The organism is Shewanella sp. SW32 (assembly GCF_025653365.1).
Classification (GTDB): domain Bacteria; phylum Pseudomonadota; class Gammaproteobacteria; order Enterobacterales; family Shewanellaceae; genus Shewanella; species Shewanella oncorhynchi.
Genome location: NZ_JAKKSJ010000040.1, coordinates 17,255 through 39,399, shown reverse-complemented (window position 1 = coordinate 39,399; position 22,145 = coordinate 17,255). Strand labels below are relative to the sequence as shown.

Annotated in this window: 20 protein-coding genes; 4 read left to right on the top strand and 16 right to left on the bottom strand. The window is 46.2% G+C overall.

Annotation, left to right across the window (positions count from 1 at the left end):
• Nucleotides 1-127: 127 nt before the first annotated feature.
• Nucleotides 128-1,135 carry an LLM class flavin-dependent oxidoreductase gene (locus L5M28_RS19815; RefSeq protein WP_263204236.1) on the top strand — a complete coding sequence of 336 codons (1,008 nt, stop codon included), beginning with the start codon at nucleotides 128-130 and terminating at the stop codon, nucleotides 1,133-1,135.
• 156 nt (nucleotides 1,136-1,291) lie between these two features.
• Here the strand turns inward: L5M28_RS19815 and gabT are convergent, their stop codons facing one another.
• From gabT to L5M28_RS19800, 3 genes are read right to left on the bottom strand one after another with little or no spacing between them, the layout of a single operon-like run.
• The gene (gene gabT / locus L5M28_RS19810; protein WP_263204235.1) at nucleotides 1,292-2,569 is read right to left on the bottom strand and encodes a 4-aminobutyrate--2-oxoglutarate transaminase; all 1,278 of its coding nucleotides are present in this window, start codon (nucleotides 2,567-2,569) and stop codon (nucleotides 1,292-1,294) included.
• A gap of 32 nt (nucleotides 2,570-2,601) precedes the next feature.
• Nucleotides 2,602-4,050, bottom strand: a complete 1,449-nt coding sequence (gabD, locus tag L5M28_RS19805; RefSeq protein ID WP_220777569.1) for an NADP-dependent succinate-semialdehyde dehydrogenase — start codon at nucleotides 4,048-4,050, stop codon at nucleotides 2,602-2,604.
• 60 nt (nucleotides 4,051-4,110) lie between these two features.
• Nucleotides 4,111-5,397 carry an NAD(P)/FAD-dependent oxidoreductase gene (locus L5M28_RS19800; protein WP_263204234.1) on the bottom strand — a complete coding sequence of 429 codons (1,287 nt, stop codon included), beginning with the start codon at nucleotides 5,395-5,397 and terminating at the stop codon, nucleotides 4,111-4,113.
• 105 nt (nucleotides 5,398-5,502) lie between these two features.
• Between L5M28_RS19800 and L5M28_RS19795 the strand changes: the two genes are divergently transcribed.
• Nucleotides 5,503-5,658 carry a hypothetical protein gene (locus L5M28_RS19795; protein WP_263196179.1) on the top strand — a complete coding sequence of 52 codons (156 nt, stop codon included), beginning with the start codon at nucleotides 5,503-5,505 and terminating at the stop codon, nucleotides 5,656-5,658.
• Here L5M28_RS19795 and L5M28_RS19790 read toward each other — a convergent pair whose 3' ends face one another.
• The 7 genes from L5M28_RS19790 to L5M28_RS19760 form a co-directional block, all read right to left on the bottom strand.
• Nucleotides 5,659-6,474 (bottom strand): ABC transporter permease subunit, encoded by an 816-nt coding sequence (locus L5M28_RS19790; protein WP_105249905.1) that lies wholly within the window; start codon nucleotides 6,472-6,474, stop codon nucleotides 5,659-5,661. It lies immediately after the preceding gene.
• A complete protein-coding gene (locus L5M28_RS19785; protein ID WP_028760880.1) occupies nucleotides 6,471-7,376 on the bottom strand; it encodes an ABC transporter permease subunit in 906 nt (301 codons plus the stop codon). The genes L5M28_RS19790 and L5M28_RS19785 overlap by 4 nt, the downstream gene beginning before the upstream one ends.
• On the bottom strand, nucleotides 7,373-8,509 hold the full coding sequence (potA, locus tag L5M28_RS19780) for a polyamine ABC transporter ATP-binding protein (RefSeq protein WP_028760881.1): 1,137 nt from the start codon (nucleotides 8,507-8,509) through the stop codon (nucleotides 7,373-7,375). Before potA ends, L5M28_RS19785 begins: the two co-directional genes overlap by 4 nt.
• 177 nt (nucleotides 8,510-8,686) lie before the next feature.
• Nucleotides 8,687-9,787 carry a polyamine ABC transporter substrate-binding protein gene (locus L5M28_RS19775; protein WP_263204233.1) on the bottom strand — a complete coding sequence of 367 codons (1,101 nt, stop codon included), beginning with the start codon at nucleotides 9,785-9,787 and terminating at the stop codon, nucleotides 8,687-8,689.
• 599 nt (nucleotides 9,788-10,386) lie between these two features.
• Nucleotides 10,387-11,742 carry a glutamine synthetase family protein gene (locus L5M28_RS19770; RefSeq protein ID WP_028760883.1) on the bottom strand — a complete coding sequence of 452 codons (1,356 nt, stop codon included), beginning with the start codon at nucleotides 11,740-11,742 and terminating at the stop codon, nucleotides 10,387-10,389.
• Nucleotides 11,743-11,744: 2 nt separating this feature from the next.
• Nucleotides 11,745-12,506 carry a gamma-glutamyl-gamma-aminobutyrate hydrolase family protein gene (locus tag L5M28_RS19765; protein ID WP_263204232.1) on the bottom strand — a complete coding sequence of 254 codons (762 nt, stop codon included), beginning with the start codon at nucleotides 12,504-12,506 and terminating at the stop codon, nucleotides 11,745-11,747.
• A gap of 713 nt (nucleotides 12,507-13,219) precedes the next feature.
• Nucleotides 13,220-13,768: a cupin domain-containing protein gene (locus L5M28_RS19760; protein ID WP_028760885.1), complete on the bottom strand. Its 549-nt coding sequence runs from the start codon at nucleotides 13,766-13,768 to the stop codon at nucleotides 13,220-13,222.
• Between the two features lie 236 nt (nucleotides 13,769-14,004).
• Here L5M28_RS19760 and L5M28_RS19755 point away from each other — a divergent pair, with 236 nt between their 5' ends.
• Complete coding sequence (locus L5M28_RS19755; protein WP_263204231.1) at nucleotides 14,005-15,312, top strand: NAD(P)/FAD-dependent oxidoreductase; 1,308 nt, start codon at nucleotides 14,005-14,007, stop codon at nucleotides 15,310-15,312.
• Here the strand turns inward: L5M28_RS19755 and L5M28_RS19750 are convergent.
• The 6 genes from L5M28_RS19750 to L5M28_RS19725 form a co-directional block, all read right to left on the bottom strand.
• Complete coding sequence (locus L5M28_RS19750) at nucleotides 15,296-15,802, bottom strand: DUF2937 family protein (RefSeq protein WP_028760887.1); 507 nt, start codon at nucleotides 15,800-15,802, stop codon at nucleotides 15,296-15,298. The genes L5M28_RS19755 and L5M28_RS19750 overlap by 17 nt on opposite strands.
• A gap of 108 nt (nucleotides 15,803-15,910) precedes the next feature.
• Entirely contained in the window at nucleotides 15,911-16,768 is an 858-nt protein-coding gene (locus L5M28_RS19745) for a sulfurtransferase (protein ID WP_263204230.1), read from the bottom strand.
• Between the two features lie 245 nt (nucleotides 16,769-17,013).
• Nucleotides 17,014-17,427, bottom strand: a complete 414-nt coding sequence (locus tag L5M28_RS19740; RefSeq protein ID WP_263204229.1) for a septal ring lytic transglycosylase RlpA family protein — start codon at nucleotides 17,425-17,427, stop codon at nucleotides 17,014-17,016.
• A gap of 261 nt (nucleotides 17,428-17,688) precedes the next feature.
• Complete coding sequence (locus L5M28_RS19735) at nucleotides 17,689-18,084, bottom strand: hypothetical protein (protein ID WP_105249914.1); 396 nt, start codon at nucleotides 18,082-18,084, stop codon at nucleotides 17,689-17,691.
• Between the two features lie 106 nt (nucleotides 18,085-18,190).
• The gene (locus tag L5M28_RS19730; RefSeq protein WP_263204228.1) at nucleotides 18,191-18,598 is read right to left on the bottom strand and encodes a hypothetical protein; all 408 of its coding nucleotides are present in this window, start codon (nucleotides 18,596-18,598) and stop codon (nucleotides 18,191-18,193) included.
• Nucleotides 18,599-19,017: 419 nt separating this feature from the next.
• A complete protein-coding gene (locus tag L5M28_RS19725; protein ID WP_263204227.1) occupies nucleotides 19,018-20,514 on the bottom strand; it encodes an aldehyde dehydrogenase in 1,497 nt (498 codons plus the stop codon).
• 280 nt (nucleotides 20,515-20,794) lie between these two features.
• Between L5M28_RS19725 and L5M28_RS19720 the strand changes: the two genes are divergently transcribed.
• Nucleotides 20,795-22,132, top strand: a complete 1,338-nt coding sequence (locus tag L5M28_RS19720; RefSeq protein WP_263204226.1) for an aspartate aminotransferase family protein — start codon at nucleotides 20,795-20,797, stop codon at nucleotides 22,130-22,132.
• Nucleotides 22,133-22,145 lie beyond the last annotated feature (13 nt).

The window sequence follows — 22,145 nt, the reverse complement described above, 5'->3', positions numbered from 1 at the left end:
TTCATCAAGACTGAGCCGTTAACGCTTGTTCTTCGCTATGCGCATAACAATGCCACTAGCAATGCGACTAACACTGTTAGCACCGCTTGTTTTCGCTAGCAAAAGACGGCAGTCACTTGGAGACACTATGTCACAACAGACATCAATATTGGCCGATATTCCCTTCTCACTATTGGAACTCGCGCCCATGCGCCAAGGTTCGACTGTGGGTGAAACGCTGCACAATAGTTTGCAGTATGCCAAGGAAGCCGATCGGCTCGGCTTTAATCGTTTTTGGTTTGCCGAACACCACAATATGCCCGGCATCGCCAGCGCGGCGACCTCAGTATTAATTGGTTATATTGCTGGCAATACGCAGCGTATTCGCGTCGGCGCGGGTGGCATTATGCTGCCAAACCATGCGCCATTAGTGGTCGCCGAGCAGTTTGGCACCCTTGAAAGTCTCTATCCTGGTCGTATCGATTTAGGACTGGGACGCGCCCCCGGCAGCGATCAAGTTACCAGCCGAGCACTGAACCGCGATACCAGTCGCGCCGAACAATTCCCTGAAGAAGTCAGTGAATTACAAACCTTACTCGGCCCTTATAATGGTCGCCATGCGGTGCGAGCGATTCCAGGGGAAGGCACCAATGTGCCGATTTGGTTATTGGGCTCGAGTCTCTTTAGCGCACAGTTAGCGGCGCAGCGCGGTTTGCCCTATGTGTTTGCGGGCCACTTTGCACCACGTTTTCTCTACGATGCGATTGAAATCTATCGCCGCGACTTTAAACCTTCTCAAGAGCTTGATAAGCCCTATGTGATGTTAGGTTTGCCGCTCGTTGCCGCCGACACTGATGAAGAAGCGCAATTTCTGGGCACGACCTCGAAACAGCGCGTACTGGCGCTTATCCGTGGTCACGAGTTATGGTTAAAACCTCCAGTTGAAACAATGGATGGCATGTGGAGTGCGCAAGAAGAAACCTATGTCGATAATTTCTTAGGTTTATCTGTCATTGGCGGCCCAGCGACGATTAAGCATCGTTTGGAAATGATCGTCAAAGAACTTGGCGTGAATGAGTTTATCTTCACCAATGACTTGTACGATCTTGATAAACGCAAAAAAGCGCTGCAGATCCTAATGGAGATTAAACAGTAGCGATTCAGTAAACTGACTGGTGCTGAAAGCCATTGGCAGTAAAAATAGCTGCCAATAGAACCATCCTCAAAACAATTGCCCCATAAAAAATCCCGCCGAAGCGGGATTTTCATTATGTAAAACTGTCATCTAAAACAGCTTTATATCAAAGCAATATTAGCTTTTCAGAACGGCATCGAAGCTGGCTTTGAGGATACCAAGGCCTGCATCAATTTGTGCATCCGGCGCGGTTAATGGCACCAAAATACGCAGCACATTACCGTAAGTGCCGCAGGATAATAAAATCAATCCACGGTCACGGGCATCTGCTAACACTTGCGCGCAATAGTGCGGTGCAGGTTTGCCATCTTCCATCAATTCAATGGCGATCATCGCGCCTAAACCACGCACATCGGCGATTTGTGCATGTTCAACTTGCATCACATTCAATGCAGACTTAATGCGCTCACCTATGCTATTGGCGCGGTCTAACAGCTTTTCTTCTTCAAACACTTCAATAACAGCAAGCGCTGCGGCGCACGCTAACGGGCTGCCACCATACGTACCGCCAAGACCACCCGGACCAATCGCATCCATCACTTGCGCGCGGCCAGTAATGCCAGAAAGTGGGAAACCACCCGCGATAGATTTAGCAAAAGTCGTGATATCCGCAGCCACACCCATTTGTTCCATAGCGAAGAAAGTGCCAGTACGGCCTGCGCCCGTTTGCACTTCATCGGCGATCAGCATAATGCCTTCACGGTCGCACAGTGCGCGCAGGCGCTGCATAAAGGCGGGTGATGCGGCGTAGAAACCGCCCTCGCCCTGCACTGGCTCTAAAATAATGGCGGCGATATCACTTGGCTCGGCATCATTTTTAAAGATACGTTCAATCGAGGCCATAGCATCGTCATCGGACACGCCGTGCAGCTCGCAGGGGAACTCAGCGCGGAACACATTCGCCGACATCAGCCCCATACCTTTACTGTAAGGCGCGACTTTTCCGGTCAATGCCAAGGCCGCGATAGTGCGACCATGGTAGCCAGACGTAAACGCAATCACGCCAGCACGTTTGGTATAGGCTCGCGCCACTTTAACTGCATTTTCAACCGCTTCTGAGCCACTGGTAAATAATGCCGTCTTCTTAGCAAAATCCCCTGGCACCAATTGATTAAGCTTTTCACACACTTGGATATAGCTCTCGTAACCGAGCACCATAAAACAAGTGTGGGAGAAATTATCCAGCTGAGCTGCAACCGCCGCCTTCACTTTAGGGTGAAGATGACCGGTATTAAGCACGGCAATGCCGCCCGCAAAGTCAATAAACTCGCGACCTTCAACGTCCCACACAGTCGCATTTTCGGCGCGAGCGGTAAAAATAGGGTGAATTTGCCCGACACCACCCGCAACTGCGGCTTGGCGACGTGCCATCAATGAATCATTGGTTGTTGTCATTTAGTGTTCCTCACACGCCAAATCGGACCGTATTAAACGGACATGCAGATATACTTCATTTCTAAATATTCTTCGATGCCGAACTTAGAACCTTCACGGCCAAGCCCTGAAGATTTCATCCCACCAAAGGGAGCCACTTCCGTCGAAATCAAGCCAGTGTTGACCCCAACCATGCCGTATTCCAAGGCTTCGGCGACTTTCCACACCAGTGAAATATCGCGACCATAGAAATAAGCGGCGAGGCCAAATTCCGTATCGTTAGCTTGTTTAATCACATCGTCGACATCACTGAATTTAAACAGCGGCGCAAGTGGACCAAAGGTCTCTTCACGGGCGACAAGCATGCTTTTATCGACATTAGTGAGCACGGTTGGCTCGAAGAAATTACCGCCAAGGTCATGGACTTTGCCGCCAGCGACCACTGATGCGCCTTTGGCAATGGCATCGACAAGGTGACTTTGCACTTTTTCGACTGCGGCAGCATTGATCAGCGGGCCCGTTGTGACGCCCTCCTTGATGCCCTCTCCGACTTTGAGCTTGCCCACAGCAGTGCTGAGTTTTAGGGCGAATTCATCGTATACGCCATCTTGCACATATATACGGTTAGCGCAGACGCAGGTTTGGCCGGCATTACGGTACTTAGCGATCATGGCGCCTTCGACAGCGGCATCGATATTGGCATCGTTAAACACGATAAATGGCGCATTACCGCCTAATTCTAAAGATAATTTTTTAAGAGTTGGCGCACATTGCTCCATCAGCTTAATGCCGACATTGGTCGAGCCAGTGAACGACAGCTTACGCACTATCGGGTTGCTGCACATTTCATTACCAATCGCGACGGCATCGCCTGTGACCACACTGAACACCCCTGCCGGAATGCCCGCACGCTCGGCAAGTTCGGCCAAGGCTAATGCGGTAAACGGCGTTTGCGGAGCAGGCTTAACCACCATAGTACAACCCGCAGCGAGAGCCGGAGCCGCTTTGCGAGTGATCATCGCCGCAGGGAAGTTCCACGGCGTAATCGCCGCCGTTACGCCAACGGGCTGCTTAATCACCATCAAGCGTTTATCCCCTTGATGCCCGGGAATGGTATCGCCATAGATACGTTTCGCTTCTTCGGCAAACCACTCGATAAACGAGGCCGCGTAGGTCACTTCACCCTTGGCTTCCGCCAGCGGTTTGCCCTGTTCTGTGGTCATCAATAACGCGAGGTCATCACTGTTTTCATTAAGTAACTCAAACCAGCGTCTTAATTTAGCGCCGCGCTCTTTGGCTGTGAGCGCTCGCCAAGCTGGCAGCGCCGCTTCCGCCGCTTTAATCGCAGCTTGGGTTTCGACTTGCCCCATTACAGGGACGCTTGCAATCACAGCGCCCGTAGCAGGATTGGCGATGGCGACAGTCTCTTTCGACTCGGCATCACACCACTGCCCGTTGATATAACATTGTTGACGCAGCAAACTCGGATCTTTTAGCAACACAAGGACGTCCTCGCATTAGTGAGGCAATCACTTGCCTCGAATGAAAATAAATGAAACATACTAGATACCTAATTTGTCTCTCAAAGTGTAATACCAAGCTCCGATAGCACTAAAAGGGACGCGAAGTGCGTGACCACCGGGGAAGGGATAATGTGGCAATGCAGCAAAGGCATCGAAGCGCGTGGCTTGGCCATTAAGCATTTCGGCCAGTAACTTGCCCGCCAGATGGGTATAAGTGACACCGTGGCCACTGCAACCCTGTGAATAATAGATGTTCTTACCGATACGACCGACCTGTGGCAGGCGCGACAGCGTCAGTAGGAAGTTACCTGTCCAGGCATAATCAATCTTCACATCTTTTAATTGCGGAAAGGTTTTGAGCATGTTCGGAATAATGATCGACTTGATATCCGCCGGATCACGGGCACCATACACTACGCCGCCGCCGTAAATCATCCGCTTTTCGCCAGACAGGCGGAAATAATCGAGCAAATAGTTACAGTCTTCGACGCAGTAATCCTGCGGTAATAAGCTCGCCGCTAGATCGTCACTCAAGGGCTCAGTGGTTATCACTTGCGTGCCGCAGGGCATAGATTTCGCCTGCAGTTCTGGTAATAACTTGCCTAAATAAGCATTACCCGCCACGACCACAAACTTGGCTTTAACACTGCCCTGCGCCGTATGCACAACTGGGCTATCGCCTTCATCGACACTCAGCACTGCAGAGTCTTCATAAATCTTGCCACCGAGGGATTCGACCGCGCGCGCTTCGCCAAGAGCTAAGTTAAGCGGGTGAATATGGCCGCCGCTTTTATCAAGCAGACCACCGACATAGCGCTCAGTATTTACTACACCGCGAATACCTTTGGCATCGAGGAGCTCAAGCTGATTAACATGACCGTGGCTTTCCCACAGTTGCTTTTGATGGCGCAGATGACCCATTTGCTTTTCGTTCATCGCGGCAAACACGCCGCCATCTTTTAGATCGCATTGAATGTTGTACTTAGCAATCCGATCGCGGATGATTTTTCCGCCCTCAAAGGCCATTTGGCCAAAGAGTTTACCTTGTTCTTTGCCGACTGTTTTTTCAATAGTATCAATGTCACGGCTAAAACTATTGACGATTTGTCCGCCATTACGGCCCGAGGCGCCCCAGCCAATGCGAGCGGCTTCTAACACCACCACACTAAAGCCAGATTCTAATAAATGTAGCGCAGCAGAAAGGCCCGTATAACCCGCGCCAATCACACAAACATCGGCTTCAATCGATTCCTCTAGGCGCGGACGTTCAACCTTATCGTTGGCCGATGCCGCATAATATGATCCAGCGTGAGCTATGGCAGACATGTTGTTCCCTTGAATTCTAATGTTCATTATTTTAAACAGCCATCACATCCTACACCTTCAGAAAACGAAACACTAGCCAGAAAAGTGCAATAATTTACATTTTGTTTGATATTTCAAACACGCAATATTCTTAAGCGCAGCGATGTCATGCTAATGGTGTCGAGTCGCAGAACTGGCCTGCAAAGCGAAGCGGTGATGGGAGTGGTGACACTTAACAAGGGTGGCTTTGGCGATACCAAAGCCACCCCAAGATTAAGCTAACTAGTTCATCGGTGTGCGGTCGCGTTTCTCTGCCCGTCTTGCCATATACCAAGAAAGGAAAGCGATGAGTGAAACACACAGTATGATCAGCGTCGCTAAGGCATTGATCTTAGGAGAAACTCCTAAACGTACCGAAGAGAACACCACCATAGGCAGGGTCGTTGCACCAGGACCTGAGGCAAAGCTTGCGATCACTAAATCGTCTAAGGACAAACTGAATGACAACAACCAACCCGCCACCAGCGCCGGCGAAATCATAGGCACAGTGATCAAGAAGAAAGTCTTGAGCGGTGTTGCCCCTAAGTCCATTGCCGCCTCTTCGATTGACATATCAAGCTCGCGCAATCTTGAAGACACCACCACAGCCACATAGGCAGCACAAAATGTTGAGTGTGCAATCCACACTGTCATCATGCCACGCTCCCTAGGCCAGCCCAACAAATCTGCCATGTGCACAAACAGTAAAAGCAAAGACAGACCAGTGATCACTTCAGGCATTACCAGCGGTGCAGTAATCATGTTCGACAGGGTCAGTTTTGCCCATGAACGCTTAAAGCGTGTCATCACAAAGGCTGCCATAGTACCGATAATGACCGCCATAGTTGAGCTATAAAACGCTATCCGCAGGCTGGTCCATACGGCATCTAAAATCTGTTGATCTTGAAATAATTCACCATACCATTTAGGGGAAAATCCTCCCCATACCGTCACTAATTTAGAGTCGTTAAAGGAATAAATCACCAGCACTAACATAGGTGCATACAAGAAAAACAAGCCAAACCAGAGCATCACTGAAGAAAAGCTTAATTTTTTCATAGGTCTTTCTCCAAACTACGCGCCTGATAGCGATGGAATAAAGTGATCGGAATAATCAATAGACCCAACATCACAATCGCCAGTGACGAAGCCACAGGCCAGTCGCGGTTATTGAAAAATTCTTGCCATAACACTCGACCTATCATTAAGGAATCGGGACCGCCGAGTAGCTCAGGGATCACAAACTCACCCACGGCAGGAATAAACACCAACATAGAACCAGCAATCACACCACTTTTTGATAGCGGGAAGGTGATTTTCCAGAAGGTATTCAAACGGCTTGAACCTAAGTCAGACGCAGCTTCAATCAAACTCATATCAAGTTTCACTAAGGTGGCGTACAAGGGCAGAATCATAAAGGGTAAATACGCATAGATGATGCCGATATACACGGCAATATTGGTATTGAGGATCTGTAACGGCTCAGAAATAATCCCCAACCACATCAGTGAATTGTTGATGATCCCTGTGTTACTTAAGATCCCCATCCAAGCGTAAACACGGATTAAAAATGAGGTCCAAGAAGGCAACATAACTAACAGCAGCAGCACGGTTTGCAACCGCGCAGGGGCACGGGCAATGGCATAGGCCATTGGGTAGCCAATAATCAAGCAGCCCAAGGTCGAAATTAACGCCATTTTCAATGAGCTGAGATAAGCCATGTAATATAGCGAATCATCGAGCAACATCAAATAGTTACCCAAATGCAGGAAGATATTTAATACATCGTCAGCATATTGGAATGTTGCTTCATAGGGCGGAATAGCAATCGCCGCCGTCGAAAAACTCAGTTTAAGGACAATCGCAAACGGTAGGGCAAAAAACAACAGCAGCCAAGCGTAGGGAATACCTATGGTCCAGAAGCGGCCCTTAAGCCACTTTAATTTAATGGGTTTCTTCATGATCTCAACACCACGCCACTGGTGTCCTCCCAACTAATGAACACTTCGTCATCCCATGTGGCATGATCAGCTCGGCGTTCACGATTAGTCATACTGCACTGTACGATTTGACCATTCTCTAAACGAATGTAATAGACTGAAATACCGCCTAAATACGCGATATCATGCACGATTCCTTTCGCCCAGTTGTACTGACCTTCGGGCTGTTCACGGCTAATAATGGTCTTTTCGGGACGCACTGCTAGCCAAACATTCTTATCTTCAACGTTAGTCGTGACGCCATAACCGACATAAAAAGGTTGGGCCAAATCATTAGACTTAATGATCAGATGGTCGACTTCATCCACTTCAATCGCGCCACCAAACAAATTCACAGTACCGATAAACTCAGCAATCATGCGGCTGTTCGGGCTTTCGTAAATATCCATTGGCGAGCCAGTTTGAGCAATCCAGCCATCACTCATGATCGAAATTCGACCTGCCATTGTCATGGCTTCTTCCTGATCGTGGGTCACCATCACGCAGGTCACGCCGACACGCTCAAGGATTTCAACCACTTCTAGCTGCATTTGGGTACGCAATTTTTTATCCAATGCGCCCATAGGCTCATCGAGCAGTAATAATTTAGGTCGTTTCGCCAGTGAACGGGCCAGTGCAACACGCTGGCGCTGACCACCGGATAACTGATGCGGTTTACGCTTACCGTATTGCTCCATATGCACGAGTTTCAGCATATCTTGCACACGCTGTTCAATTTCGGCTTTAGGCAGCTTGTCTTGCTTCAAACCAAATGCAATGTTTTGTGCCACTGTCATGTGGGGAAACAAAGCATAGGATTGAAACATCATATTGATGGGACGTTCGTATGGCGGTAAATCGGTGATATCTTCCCCATCAAGGAAAATACGGCCAGAGGTGGGCTTTTCAAAACCCGCCAACATGCGCAGTAGTGTTGACTTACCCGAACCTGACCCGCCAAGTAAGGCAAAAATTTCGCCTTTATTGATAGTTAATGACACATCGTCGACAGCCCGCACGTCATCGAATAATTTGCTTACTCGCTCAATCTTGAGCAGTACTTTTTCTTGCGTCTTTGTTGTCGGTTTATTGGTGACGCTCGAGGTGATTGCCATAGTACTTCTCCACCCGAAAATGAGGCGTAGATACGCTCAAACTCTAGGTTCAACACGATTAATGAATGAAAAGTGGTTAAACAAACTGTGTCAAATCCTATACGTGGATTAACTATGCATAGGATTGGACATAGAAGTTTGCCAAGCTGGGGGCAAGCTAGGCTTGCCCCCTATCGACTATTGTCCTGACTTCACTTTGGTCCAAACACGGGTTAATACGCGCTGAATTTTCAAAGGACGAATTTCACCGATATAAAGTTTGTCTAACACTTCTTGTGGTGGATAGATCGCAGGATCGGTACGGATAGCCTCATCAACCAGAGGTTGAGCGGGATCGTTCGGGTTAGCATACGCCACATAGTTAGAGATAGGCGCTATGACTTCTGGACGTAGAAAATAGTTAATCAGCGTGAGTGCATTATCGACGTTCGTTGAATCAGCAGGGATAGCTAACATATCGAACCACAGATTGGCACCTTCTTTTGGAATGGAGTAGCCAATCTTATTGCCATTTTTTGCTTCTTCAGCACGGGCCTTCGCTTGGAATACGTCACCGGAGAAACCGTAAGCGACACAGATGTCACCGTTCGCTAAGTCAGAAATATAACGTGAAGAATGGAAATACGTCACATAAGGACGAATTTTTTCCAGTAGCTCACCCGCTTTTTCATAGTCTTCAGCCTTAGTACTGTTAGGATCTAAGCCTAAATAAATCATCGCCTGTGGCACCATGTCGTCGGCAGAGTCCAACATAGCAAAGCCACACTTAGAAATTTTTTCAGCGTATTTAGTATTGAAGATCAGTTCCATTGAGTTAAATGGCGCATCTTCCCCCACAGCGGCTTTCACTTTATCGATGTTGTAACCAATGCCATTGGTTCCCCATAAATAAGGCACGGCATATTGGTTACCCGGATCGGCTTTTTCAAGCAACTTCATCAGGGCTGGATTTAAATTTTTAAAATTAGGTAACTTAGCGCGGTCTAAAGGTTTGAAAGCACCCGCTTTGATTTGCTTAGCGAGAAAGTGGTTAGAAGGTACAACGATATCGTAGCCACTACGACCAGACAGTAATTTAGCCTCAAGCACTTCGTTACTATCAAATACATCGTAAATTACCCTAATGCTCGTTTCTTTCTTGAAGTTTTCTAAGGTATCTTCCGCGATATAATCTGACCAGTTATACACGCGAACCACTTCTTCCGCTTGGGCCACTGCGCTCGCAAATACGCTCGCAGTCACCAGCGCTAATGTGGTCATCTTATTAAATAGCTTCATGCTTTCTCCTTTCTCGGGTAGCAGAACTGCTTAAGCAAATTCTGACATTGTGTCACCGGGCTGCCCGGATATTGTTGTTATTTTCGACCAATGCTACACCTTAAAAACCGCATCGGCAGTCTCTACGGCATGATAACCATGCCTACTTTATATCTTGCTGCAATTTGTTAAGTATCAGGTTTCGTGCCAAATTTTCGAGGCATCGGTATTGCATTAACACTCAAAAAAATAGACTAGATATGACACTGCTTGTACATTTTGCAACATTAAGGCAAATGCCTCAAGTCCCTAAGCAATCGCAAAAAAACACTTAGATAAACACATTTTAAATATGACTAACAATTAGTTAGTAACGCTAGTAAGCGAACAACCTAAAATTGTTAAGCCTATTTTACTTCCCTTGCAAACAAGCAATGGAATTGAATAATCACTTTAACGGACAAGCCATTAAAAACCATCATATTATTTAACAAACGAGTTGCACCAGTTAAGTGCAACCTCACTAAAACAGTGCACACATCAGTATCATTATGGCCAACGTTAACCCCTTATTCCTTGGGTTAACGCGGCAACACGGTCAGTGCAATCAATCCAAAACATTACACAGTGAGTAATAGGAATTCACGTTCCCATGAGCTGACAACACGGCGGAAGTTTTCAAGTTCAGCCTGTTTTACCGCCACAAATCCAGTGGTGAAGGATTCGCCTAAATATTGCTTACAGGCATCACTTTCTTCCATCGCCGCTAATGCTTCCTCTAATGTCAGTGGTAAACAATGGGTATTATTGCTACGACTTTCATTGGCTTTACCTTGCACAGGAGTCGAAGGTTTTAGCGACTCAACCATGCCGATATAGCCACACAACAAGCTCGCGGCAATCGCCAAATAACAGTTAGCATCGGCGCCGGGAATGCGGTTTTCAATGCGACGGTTTTGTGGTGAAGATTCTGGAATGCGTAAACCACAGGTACGGTTTTCATCGCCCCATTCTAAGTTTACAGGTGCCGAAGTGCCGGGGAGGAAACGACGAAACGAGTTCGCATTTGGCGCCATCAGTGGCAGCAACTCAGGAATGAATTTTTGTAGACCTGCAATATATCCCAAGAATAGCTTGCTCTTAGTCCCATCTTCATTGGTGAAAATATTCTTGCCAGTCTCTTTATTGATCACGCTTTGATGAATATGCATCGCACTGCCAGGTTCATCCGTCACGGGTTTTGCCATAAAAGTGGCGCACACATCGTGCTTCAGCGCGGCTTCCCGTAAAGTGCGTTTAAAGATAAACACTTGATCAGCTAAAGATAATGCGTTGCCATGGCTGAAGTTAATCTCCATCTGTGCGGGACCATCTTCATGGATTAAAGTATCGATATCTAAACCTTGAAGCTCACACCAATCGTACATATCTTCAAACATAGGATCGTATTCGTTGGCAGCATCAATAGAGAATGACTGGCGACCCGCTTCGGGGCGGCCTGAACGACCAATTGGAGGCTTTAGGGGTAAATCGTGGTCGTCACTACGACGAGTCAAATAGAACTCCATTTCGGGAGCGATAACAGGTTCCCAGCCCTGTTCGTCATAGAGAGACAAGACTTTTTTCAATACGTTACGTGGTGAAAGCTCAATAGGATTACCCATTCTGTCGTAGCAATCGTGGATAACCTGTGCCGTGGCTTCGATGGTCCAAGGCAACATAAAAACGGCATTTTCATCGGGTACACAAACAAAATCGATGTCGGCTGCATCGAGCAAACTGTAGTAAATCTCTTCGTCGACAAAATCACCCGTCACAGTTTGCAACAACACACTTTCGGGCAAACGCATGCCTTTTTCATCGAGAAACTTATCGACTGGAGCAATCTTGCCGCGGGCGATGCCAGTCATGTCACTGATAACACATTCGACTTCTGTGATTTTTCGTTCTTTTAAAAAAGCGATTAGCTTATTCATTATTATTTCACTCGAGTTGTAGCCCTACGTCGGCATGCATCACCGAAGGCATTGAAAATGGAGAGGTAAAACGGATTCTCGCTCACCTTCCACTCTGGATGCCATTGCACACCGAGGGCAAATTCTTTAGTACCAATTACGGAGAAAGCCTCCACTAACCCATCTGGAGCATAAGCTTCTGGCCGCAACCCAACACCCAGGCGCTCCACGCCTTGAGTATGTACAGAGTTAATCTCTGCAGAGTTACGGCCCCAGGCCTCGTAAATAAGCCCCCCGGGCTCAACAGTAATACTGTGAGAAGCCCCATACTGCACATCTAAGGATGTGGTTTTATCTTCTCGATGTTCAATAAAGCCACCCACCTCATGGAGCTTCTGATGCAAACTGCCACCAAAAGCCACATTCATTTCTTGAAAACCGCGACAAATACCTAATACAGGTACCCCAGCAGCAATAGCAGCGTGGATCAGCGGCAAAGTTGTCGCGTCACGTTTAGGATCATGGTGTGTACCAAGCTCACTCGGCTGGCCTGCATAAAGATGGGGTTCTACATTAGAAGGAGAGCCAGTAAACAAAATACCGTCAAGACGCTCTAAAATAGCGTCTATCGGTAAATCGCCACCTAAAGATGGGATCACTAACGGCCAGCCTTTCGCGCCATTAACTACGCCTAAAAGGTATTTTTCACCAACAATATTAAAGGGGTGTGATCCCAATTGTTGATTGCATGCAATAACACCTATGAGGGGTAAATCGGCTGACATATCTCACCTTTAGAATTGATTTTACTAGCATAACGAACACTTTGCCTTTAAATGTTCATTTTTTCACACAGTACACCGAAATTTAGCACTAGGCAAGAGGTTAAACACTTGTTAAAGGTTATTTAATCCACTTATTCTTAATAAGCATAAATAACATGTAGTTAAATGTATATTTACCCCATTTCTCGCTAATTCATGTATATAAACCAGCGGTTACACCAGCATAAAGCTCACTTTTTACAGGGTAAATTAAACCGTATTCGAACCAAATTTGAACCAATATTATTTACACAAAGAAGAGGATACATAACCAATATGACAGGGTTAGAAAGTAGGTAATACCAATCGTATTAAATATCTGTTCATTCAGCGGGAGTTCAACGCGCTTTAGACAAGGCGAAGGCTTGAAGGCATAGTGGTGCTCTGTCGAAAGCCTTAAACGTAGTATAAAGCGCGTTGCCATGTAGTGAACATCAGCCGCCCTTCGGGAGCCTCACAGGCATCCCACTCCGGTGTTGCATTGACTTAAAAGGGAATGACCATTTCTGCGTCAATGCGCCTTGGATTGAAATGCCTGTGAGGCTCTGAACTGATTAGATATTTAATGTGATTGGTATAAATCCGCAGTAATGTTGAATAACAGTATTACGCCACTCACTTTTAGTGAGTAAGTGGCCTAATATGTTGAATAATAGGGTAAGTTAATGACTTAATTAGAAGTTTGCAGGCGTAGTCGCACTCACTAGGCGACAAGGTTCATCGAAGGGATTGCGGAATCTATGGGGCAATTCACTGTTAAAATAATAACTGTCACCCGCTTCCAAAATATACACTTCATCCCCAACAGTGAGTTCGAATTTACCTTCTATCACCATAGCGGCCTCTTCACCTTCGTGCTTTAGCATCTCTTCACCCGTATCTGAACCGGGTGGGTAAATCTCATTCATCACTGACATTGCGCGGTTAGGGTAATCACGGCCAATCAGTTTAAATTCAAGTGGTCCAGTACCGATATTCAGTAATTCATTGGATCGATAGACGACCTTTTGCTCACTATCCGTTGAGGCTTCAATGGAGAAAAAGTCCACTAAAGACATCGGGATACCCGACAGCACTTTTTTTAAAGAGCTGACTGACGGGCTAACACTGTTTTTCTCGATCATTGAAATCGTACTGTTAGTCACACCAGCACGTTTGGCTAATTCTCGTTGAGATAAGCCTTTCATTTTTCGAACAGTTTTGAGGCTGGCTCCAATATCCAAATTTCACATCCCCCTAAAGGCTCGGGTCAATCCCGATAGATGACGAACAGGTTGTTCAGGATAAACACCATCCAGAACGCATTTTCGCCCAAAAAGCGCGTGTTTTACTGCTTTCATTGTATTCTACATAAAAAGCGTGTTAAATAAAACGAACACTTTTTTGCGTCATGTTAAAAGTGTGATGAGTATACTGAGACAAGTCCAATTTACAATAAAAACAATTTTTGGGAGCCATAATGGCAAGCAAACCTCCAGTGCACAGTGAACAGTATCCACACTCTTATTATGTTGATACTGCTAAAGAAATTTACGCTCACCCACAACTCGAAGGCAATATCAATGCCGATGTCTGTATCGTGGGCGGCGGCTTTAGCGGTATCAATACCGCCATAGAACTCGCGCAGCGTGGTATGAGTGTCGTGCTGTTAGAAGCGAGGCGAATTGGCTGGGGCGCATCGGGGCGTAATGGCGGCGAACTCATTCGCGGCATAGGCCATGACCCTGCACAATTTCAAAGTGAAATCGGCACTGAAGGTGTTCAAGCAATTCAACAGATGGGCTTTGAAGCCGTCGAGATAGTGCGAAATCGCATACAAGAACACAGTATCGACTGCGATCTGCAAATGGGTTACTGCGACTTAGCGGTTAAACCTCGTCACATGGATGAGCTTGAAGAAGAATTTAGCGCACTCAAAGCCATGGGTTATCAGCAAGAAATCAAGCTGTTAACTAAGTCGCAATTAGGTGAAGTCATAGGCTCAGATTTTTATCAAGGCGCGCTAGTTGATATGGGTAGCGGTCATCTGCACCCACTTAATCTTGCTCTGGGTGAAGCTCGCGTCGCCCGCAATCTCGGCGCTAGGTTGTTTGAGTACAGCGCTGCTGAAAAAATCATTCAAGGCGCCAAACCTAAGGTCATTACCGCTAAGGGCGAAGTCACATGCCAATACTTAGTGCTGGCGGGCAATGCCTATATCGGCCACAAACTTAATAGCTTTGTAGGGGGAAAAGTATTACCTGCAGGCAGTTATTTATTGGCGACAGAGCCCTTAACTGAGGCCCAATGCGCGAGTATTATCCCGCAAAACATGGCCTTCGCGGATATGCGAATTGCCCTAGATTACTTTCACTTATCGGCAGATCGTCGTTTGCTGTTTGGCGGCCTTTGTACCTATTCGGGTAAAGATCCGAAAGATATTGAAGCGGCACTGAGACCGAATCTTGAGAAAGTTTTCCCGCAATTAAAAGGGGTACGTATCGATTATGAATGGGGCGGCATGATAGGTATCGGTGCTAACCGTATGCCACAAATTGGTCGCCTTCCTGATGCCAATAATATTTTTTACGCCCAAGCCTATGCGGGACATGGTGTGAATGCCACTCACATGGCGGCAAAACTGCTTGCCGAGGCCATTTGCCAACAGGCGGGACATTTCGATGTGTTTGCTAAAATCAAACACATCACTTTCCCCGGCGGCCCAACATTCCGCTCACCTATGCTCGCTGCAGGCATGCTGTATCACAGATTTAAGGACTTGTTTTAAGTCGCTTGTTACGCCTTGCCCACAGGATAAAAGGGATAGATCCAAGATAATGCACGACTAAAGCCACCAACACACCAAAGCCAATACCACTAGAAGTTAAAGGTATCCCTGGCTTAAAGTTGCTGATGGTTTTCTCAAGATAATCAAAGCGAACAGGGTTAAACATATAGGCAGTTTTCTCAAACAAATTGCCCGTATTAAAAATCGCCACGCCCTGTGTTAACGCTTTATAAAGCGCCAGTGTCTGTACCTTTTGCTCAGCGTCGGCACGCACACTTGGCTCCTCATTTTGCTGGTGGCGGGCAATCATGGCATCAACATCAGCGTAATGATATTCCTTAGCCGTTGCCTCGTAACCTTCCACCTGCCATCGAGTGGATTCATAAAGGCCTGATAAAAATTGCTGATAATGATCGGCCAGTTGTGGTAACTGTAAGGCAATCACTAAAATAAATCCAAATACCAACTTATCGATCAATCTCGCTATCAAAGGTTTCTCCTTGGCATTTAGCCAAACGACGTAGAAGTCACATGATGTTCAACAAAAACCACGCTAACTTAATTAATCTACAGCACTAATTTCAATGGTGATACTCAATTAATACTCAATCGGCAGATCGTTACGGCTGCCCCAATCCGCCCATGAACCGTCATAGAGGATGGGATTTTTATGCCCCGCGGCGACCGAAGCTAAGATCAAAATACACGCCGTAATCCCAGAACCACAGCTGAATATCCTTGCGGATTTATCCGCTGCTAGCCCTTGATAAATAGACTGTAGCTCACTGGTCGTTTTGATTTTATTGCCATCGAGCACTTGAGCGAAGGGTAAGTTAACAGAACGAGGAATATGCCCTGAGCGCACACCGGGGCGCGGCTCACTCACTTGCCCTAAAAAGCGTGGCGCACCACGGGCATCGACAATCGCCGTTTCGGCATCTTCAATTCTTGATAGGACAGCTTGCGCATCCATCACAAGCTCAGGGTGGTATTGCAGCACATCCGCCAAAGTATCGATATCCGTCGGGCCATAATCGACGCCTTCGGCTTGATAACGCGATGAGGTAATGCGGTCTTCTTCTATCCATTGAGGCAAGCCACCATCAAGCACATAGACTCGACTAAAGCCCATAACTTTAAAGGTCCACCACGCCCGTGGAGATGAATAAATGCCTTGGTTATCATAGATAACGATAACACTGTCGACCTCAATCCCAAGTTGAGCTATCCGTTGGATGAACTGCTCAAACGTCGGCAAGGCATGAATTTGGGTTGAAGTCTTATCGCAAAACACATTTTCCAAGTCGAATCGACGTGAGCGCGGAATGCAAATAGGCTCATCGTAAACCAGAGGTTCTTTACCAATAACGGTTTCCATACTGGCATCGAGCAAGACTAAATGGGGATCGGTGAGATGTGCTTCGAGCCACTGCGTACTAACAAGTGGGTATTCCATAGCGGGTCCTTTTACTGTTATCCAAATCTGCCGCTAGTCTCTCACCAAATGCCGTAAAGCCCAAATATCGGCTTAACAAATTGTCTGCTTTGGGATTTTATTTAAAAGCGTGGACTCGATTTCATGTGCTCAATCATTAAATTGCGGCGAAGCCGTATTTTGAAGAAAGTGCTTTCAAACTGCTCATTTTTAATGATGCTGCTTTCAAAACGATCTTTTCGAGATAGCAGTGTTCAAAATAGCCGCTATTTAATGACTTCAATTTTCACGTCAATCAAGCCAGAAGAAGTGTTGCCTATGCTACTAAACGCCGATTTAGACAGATCAATAATGCGGCCACGCACGAAAGGCCCTCTATCATTGATTTTTACAATCACACTTTTGCCATTATCGACATTGGTGACCTTAACACTCGAGCCAAAGGGTAACTTTTTATGCGCTGCTGTCTTTAGTTTATGTTTGTAAAGTTCACCGCTGGCCGTCTGCTTATTCTGATGTTTATCCCCATAAAATGAAGCCTGACCAGCTTCCGTGAATCCCACCCAGTTTCCATTCTCACCCGTCTGCATTGAAGAACAGCCGGCCAAAAAGCTTAGCAATGCCAGTGCAAATAGTTTGACGATATTGAACTGCCTAATTGGGTTTTGAAGTGCATTCACATGACACCCTCTCTAATGAGTGAACGCTTTGCTGACGAGCGATTGGCTCAGCAAAAATCACAGGGAAATAACGAACAACCTTAGATGGCAAAGCTCAAGACCTGCATCCTAAAAGATCAAAATAAGAAACAATAAATTTCCACGAGGCTACAGCAGTTGCACGCTAAAATCACGTATTTACAGGTGAATGCTCTTACGTTGAGATAAAATATGCAGTCATAACGAGGCTTTGTTTCCTAATTTAGATCGGTAAACAAAGCCCTAACGAGTTAACACTTCATGGATAATCTCAAATTTGGGTTCTTTACCACTTGGCCATGTAGGTTTCTTTATGGGGTTTTCAAAGGTGGTCAGCCAAATATCAAGATCACTGGAACCAGACAAACAACCCATAAACGCAAAATACATTCCACTATTTATCATGTGACGGGCAAACTGAATAGCGTCTTCAAGAGTGCCCTCTTCCCAGTTATGTGTGAACGTTTCATCATCCCATACCCATTTAATGGGGACTCCACTTTCATCACAAGCGAAGAACCTTACATTTCGATAACCTTTACTTGCTGTTTTTAGAGAATTTATAAAACTTTCTCTGGTGTTATCGAATCTTTTTTTAAACTCTTCAATATCTAGATCTTTGCTAATAAAGTTCTTCATACTTGCCCTAGAGGTAAATACTACCAACGGTATGACATAACCACACACAAAAAATTCTATCCAATGAGCCCAGTGACTGATGTCGTTTAGCTCTGTTAGAAGCTAATTATACCAAAGATTGGTATTCATTGCTGCCATTATGAAACAACCTAATTTCGATACATTTTATTTCTTTTTTAGAGGAAATTAATTGCTCAACCAACCAAATATAACCGATTTCATATAGCTTATTTTGTAGGGAGAACAAATCATCTTCTGGCATATTGCCTATATCAACATTCAATAATTGATACCAATTAAAGGCTTTAAATTCAGAAACATACTCAAATTCACATACTGCAGTTAAAAGCCATACGCCATTCATCATAGAGGCGATGTCGACAAAAAAATCGCAATATGCCTCACCTTGATTTTTACAAGAAATCGCATATTCCCTAACAAGTTCCATAAAATCGGATTTGTAACTATCGAGAGCTTTACTGACGATTGCCCCAAACTCTTCTACATTGTGCATACTTGCCTTCTTATTCAATACTCTAAGCACCCTATAATATCACAAATAACTTACAACCCTTTTCACACTATAACTAAATGCATTAATGGTAATGTTTGAAAGCCACAAATTTATAAGCGATAACTTACGATATTTATGAAGCAGATAAGAATGGAAGTAAATTGAGATATTAATGGGAGTGTTTAAAGTCAATATTCTATCGGGTATAAATGAGCAACAACATTACGAATCAAGACGGTAACATTTTATTTACGGTAACAGATGCAGATTTTACAAGTGAAATATGGCTTAGAAAAATGGGGACGCCTTGAGCTACAAAAAATAAAAAACCTCTTTCCATTTAATATGGAAAGAGGTTTTAGTATTGAGCGAAAGCGGCTCCTTCTCTTATATAGACAAATATAGACAATAAAGAGCGGTTATAACACGATCCAAGTCGCTTTCAATTCTGTGTATTTGTCGAAGGAGTGGAGAGATTTATCTCGGCCATTACCTGACTGTTTATAGCCACCGAATGGCGCTGTCATGTCGCCGCCATCGTAATGGTTGATCCACACCATGCCAGCGCGCAGGGCTTTAGCGGTTTTATGGGCCTTGCTAATATCCGACGTCCACACGCCAGCGGCTAAACCGTAGATGGTATCGTTGGCGATTGATATCGCTTCTTCCATGCCATTAAATTCAATAACAGATAACACAGGGCCAAAGATTTCTTCGCTAGCAATTTTCATCTGATTGTTTACGTTATAAAATACCGTTGGCTGCACATATACACCGCCCGTGTCGGCCATAACTTGGCAGCCACCGTGGACTAAGGTTGCACCTTCATCTTTACCCGCTTTAATGTAACTGAGCACTGTGTCTAACTGTTGTTTATCGACAACGGCGCCGCTCACAGTGGCAGGGTCGAGTGGATGCCCTGGATGCCATGAGGCTAGCTCCTCTGCGATAAGCGCGATAAGCTCATCTTTCACCCCGGACTCCACCAGCAAACGCGAACCTGCAGTGCAAACTTCACCTTGGTTAAAAGCAATGGCTTCGGCAGCAGCAACAGCAGCGGCTTTGAGATCTGGCGCGTCATTAAAGACGATATTAGGGCTCTTGCCTCCCGCCTCTAACCACACGCGTTTCATGTTCGACTCACCAGCGTAAATCATTAATTGTTTAGCAATTTTGGTGGAACCTGTGAACACCAACGTATCCACATCCATATGCAACGCTAAGGCTTTACCCACGGTATGACCAAATCCTGGCAACACGTTGAGTACGCCTTGTGGGATCCCCGCTTCGATAGCCAATTGCGCCATACGGATAGCCGTTAAGGGTGACTTTTCAGAGGGTTTTAACACTACACTATTACCCGTGGCCAGCGCGGGCCCGAGCTTCCAACACGCCATCAGCATTGGGAAGTTCCACGGAACAATCGCGGCCACAACCCCCACAGGCTCACGGGTGATCATGCCAATTTCATTGTGAGCCGTTGGCGCGAGTTCATCGTAAATTTTATCAATCGCTTCGCCAGACCAGCGAATCGCACGGGCAGCCCCCGCCACATCCACCGCTTTGGAGAAACGAATCGGTTTACCCATGTCGAGGGTTTCTAACAGCGCGAGTTCATTGGCATTTTCCTCCAGTAACTCGGCGAAACGTATCATCACTTGTTTGCGCTTTACCGGAGACTGCTGCGACCAAACACCAGACTCGAATACGCTGCGGCCATTAGCAACCGCAAGATTAGCATCTGCAAGATCGCAACTCGCCACTTTTACCAACAAGCGGCCATCGATAGGACTAATACAATCAAAGGTGTTACCCGAAACGGCATCTTGGTATTCGCCATTGATAAACGCCTTACCATTAATAGACAGGCTGGCAGCCAGACTTTCCCATTCGCTGCGTTTCTTCGGTGTGCTCATGATGACCTCTTAATCATTCGTATAGGTGTGGTTTATCGTTCATCGACAAGAAAATAGTGGCCCGTGACGACTTTAGCGCAAATGCTAAACATCACCACAGTCATAATCCGAGCTTCAGGTTACGCTGTTTAAGCAATAAAATTCAATATTTTTTACAAAAATAGCTTTTTTGCCACAAATAACTGCACACGGCTCTTCCATGTTCATTATTTCTAACATAGCATAGCAAATATTAGCCACCCTAAAACAAGACCTGAAAATACAGGACAAGGTAGACACTATGCCCGATTTGCCGCTCAATTCCTCAAGCGTACCCTCACTTGAACATTTCTGGATGCCTTTTACCGCTAACCGCCAATTCAAAGCCAGTCCGCGGTTACTCGCCAAGGCCGAAGGCATGTATTACACGGATATTGATGGTAATAAAGTGTTAGATGCCACCGCAGGTTTATGGTGTTGTAACGCAGGCCATGGTCGCAAGGAAATCAGCGAAGCGGTCAGCAAACAAATTAAAGAGATGGACTACGCGCCCTCCTTCCAAATGGGTCATCCGATTGCCTTTGAACTTGCCGAGCGCTTAGTCGAGCTCAGTCCTGAGGGATTGAACAAGGTCTTCTTTACTAACTCAGGTTCTGAGTCCGTCGATACTGCACTTAAGATGGCACTTTGCTATCACAGAGCCAACGGTCAAGCCTCACGCACCCGCTTTATCGGCCGAGAAATGGGTTACCACGGTGTAGGTTTTGGCGGTATATCTGTCGGTGGATTAAGCAATAACCGCAAAGCATTTAGTGGCCAATTATTGCAAGGCGTCGATCACTTACCGCACACCTTAGATATCCAAAATGCGGCATTTACCCGTGGACTCTCGCACTTTGGCGCTGAAAAAGCCGAAGTATTAGAACAACTAGTGACCCTGCATGGCGCCGAGAATATTGCCGCCGTAATCGTTGAACCTATGTCGGGTTCTGCTGGAGTAATATTGCCGCCACAAGGTTACTTAAAACGTCTGCGTGAAATCACTAAAAAGCACGGCATCCTACTGATTTTTGACGAAGTCATTACCGCTTTTGGACGCGTTGGCGCCGCTTTTGCGAGTCAACGTTGGGGCGTTATCCCAGATATAATCACCACGGCTAAAGCCATCAATAACGGCGCCATCCCTATGGGCGCAGTGTTTGTGCAAGATTTTATCCACGACACTTGCATGCAAGGCCCCAATGAACTGATTGAGTTCTTCCACGGCTACACCTATTCAGGTCATCCAGTCGCTGCAGCGGCCGCACTTGCCACCCTATCGATTTATGAGCATGAGCAATTATTCGAGCGCAGTTTTGAGCTTGAACGCTACTTTGAAGACGCAGTACACAGCCTCAAAGGGTTGCCGAATGTGATTGATATCCGCAACACAGGCTTAGTGGCAGGGATTCAATTCTCCCCTAACGCTCAAGGCGCGGGTAAACGGGGTTACGGTGTGTTTGAACACTGCTTCCGCCACGGCACTTTAGTGCGCGCCACGGGCGACATTATTGCCATGTCACCACCACTGATTGTCGATAAACGCGAAATTGACCAAATGGTTAATAGCCTAAGCGATGCCATTAACGCCGTTGGATAATAGCACCAGCGGT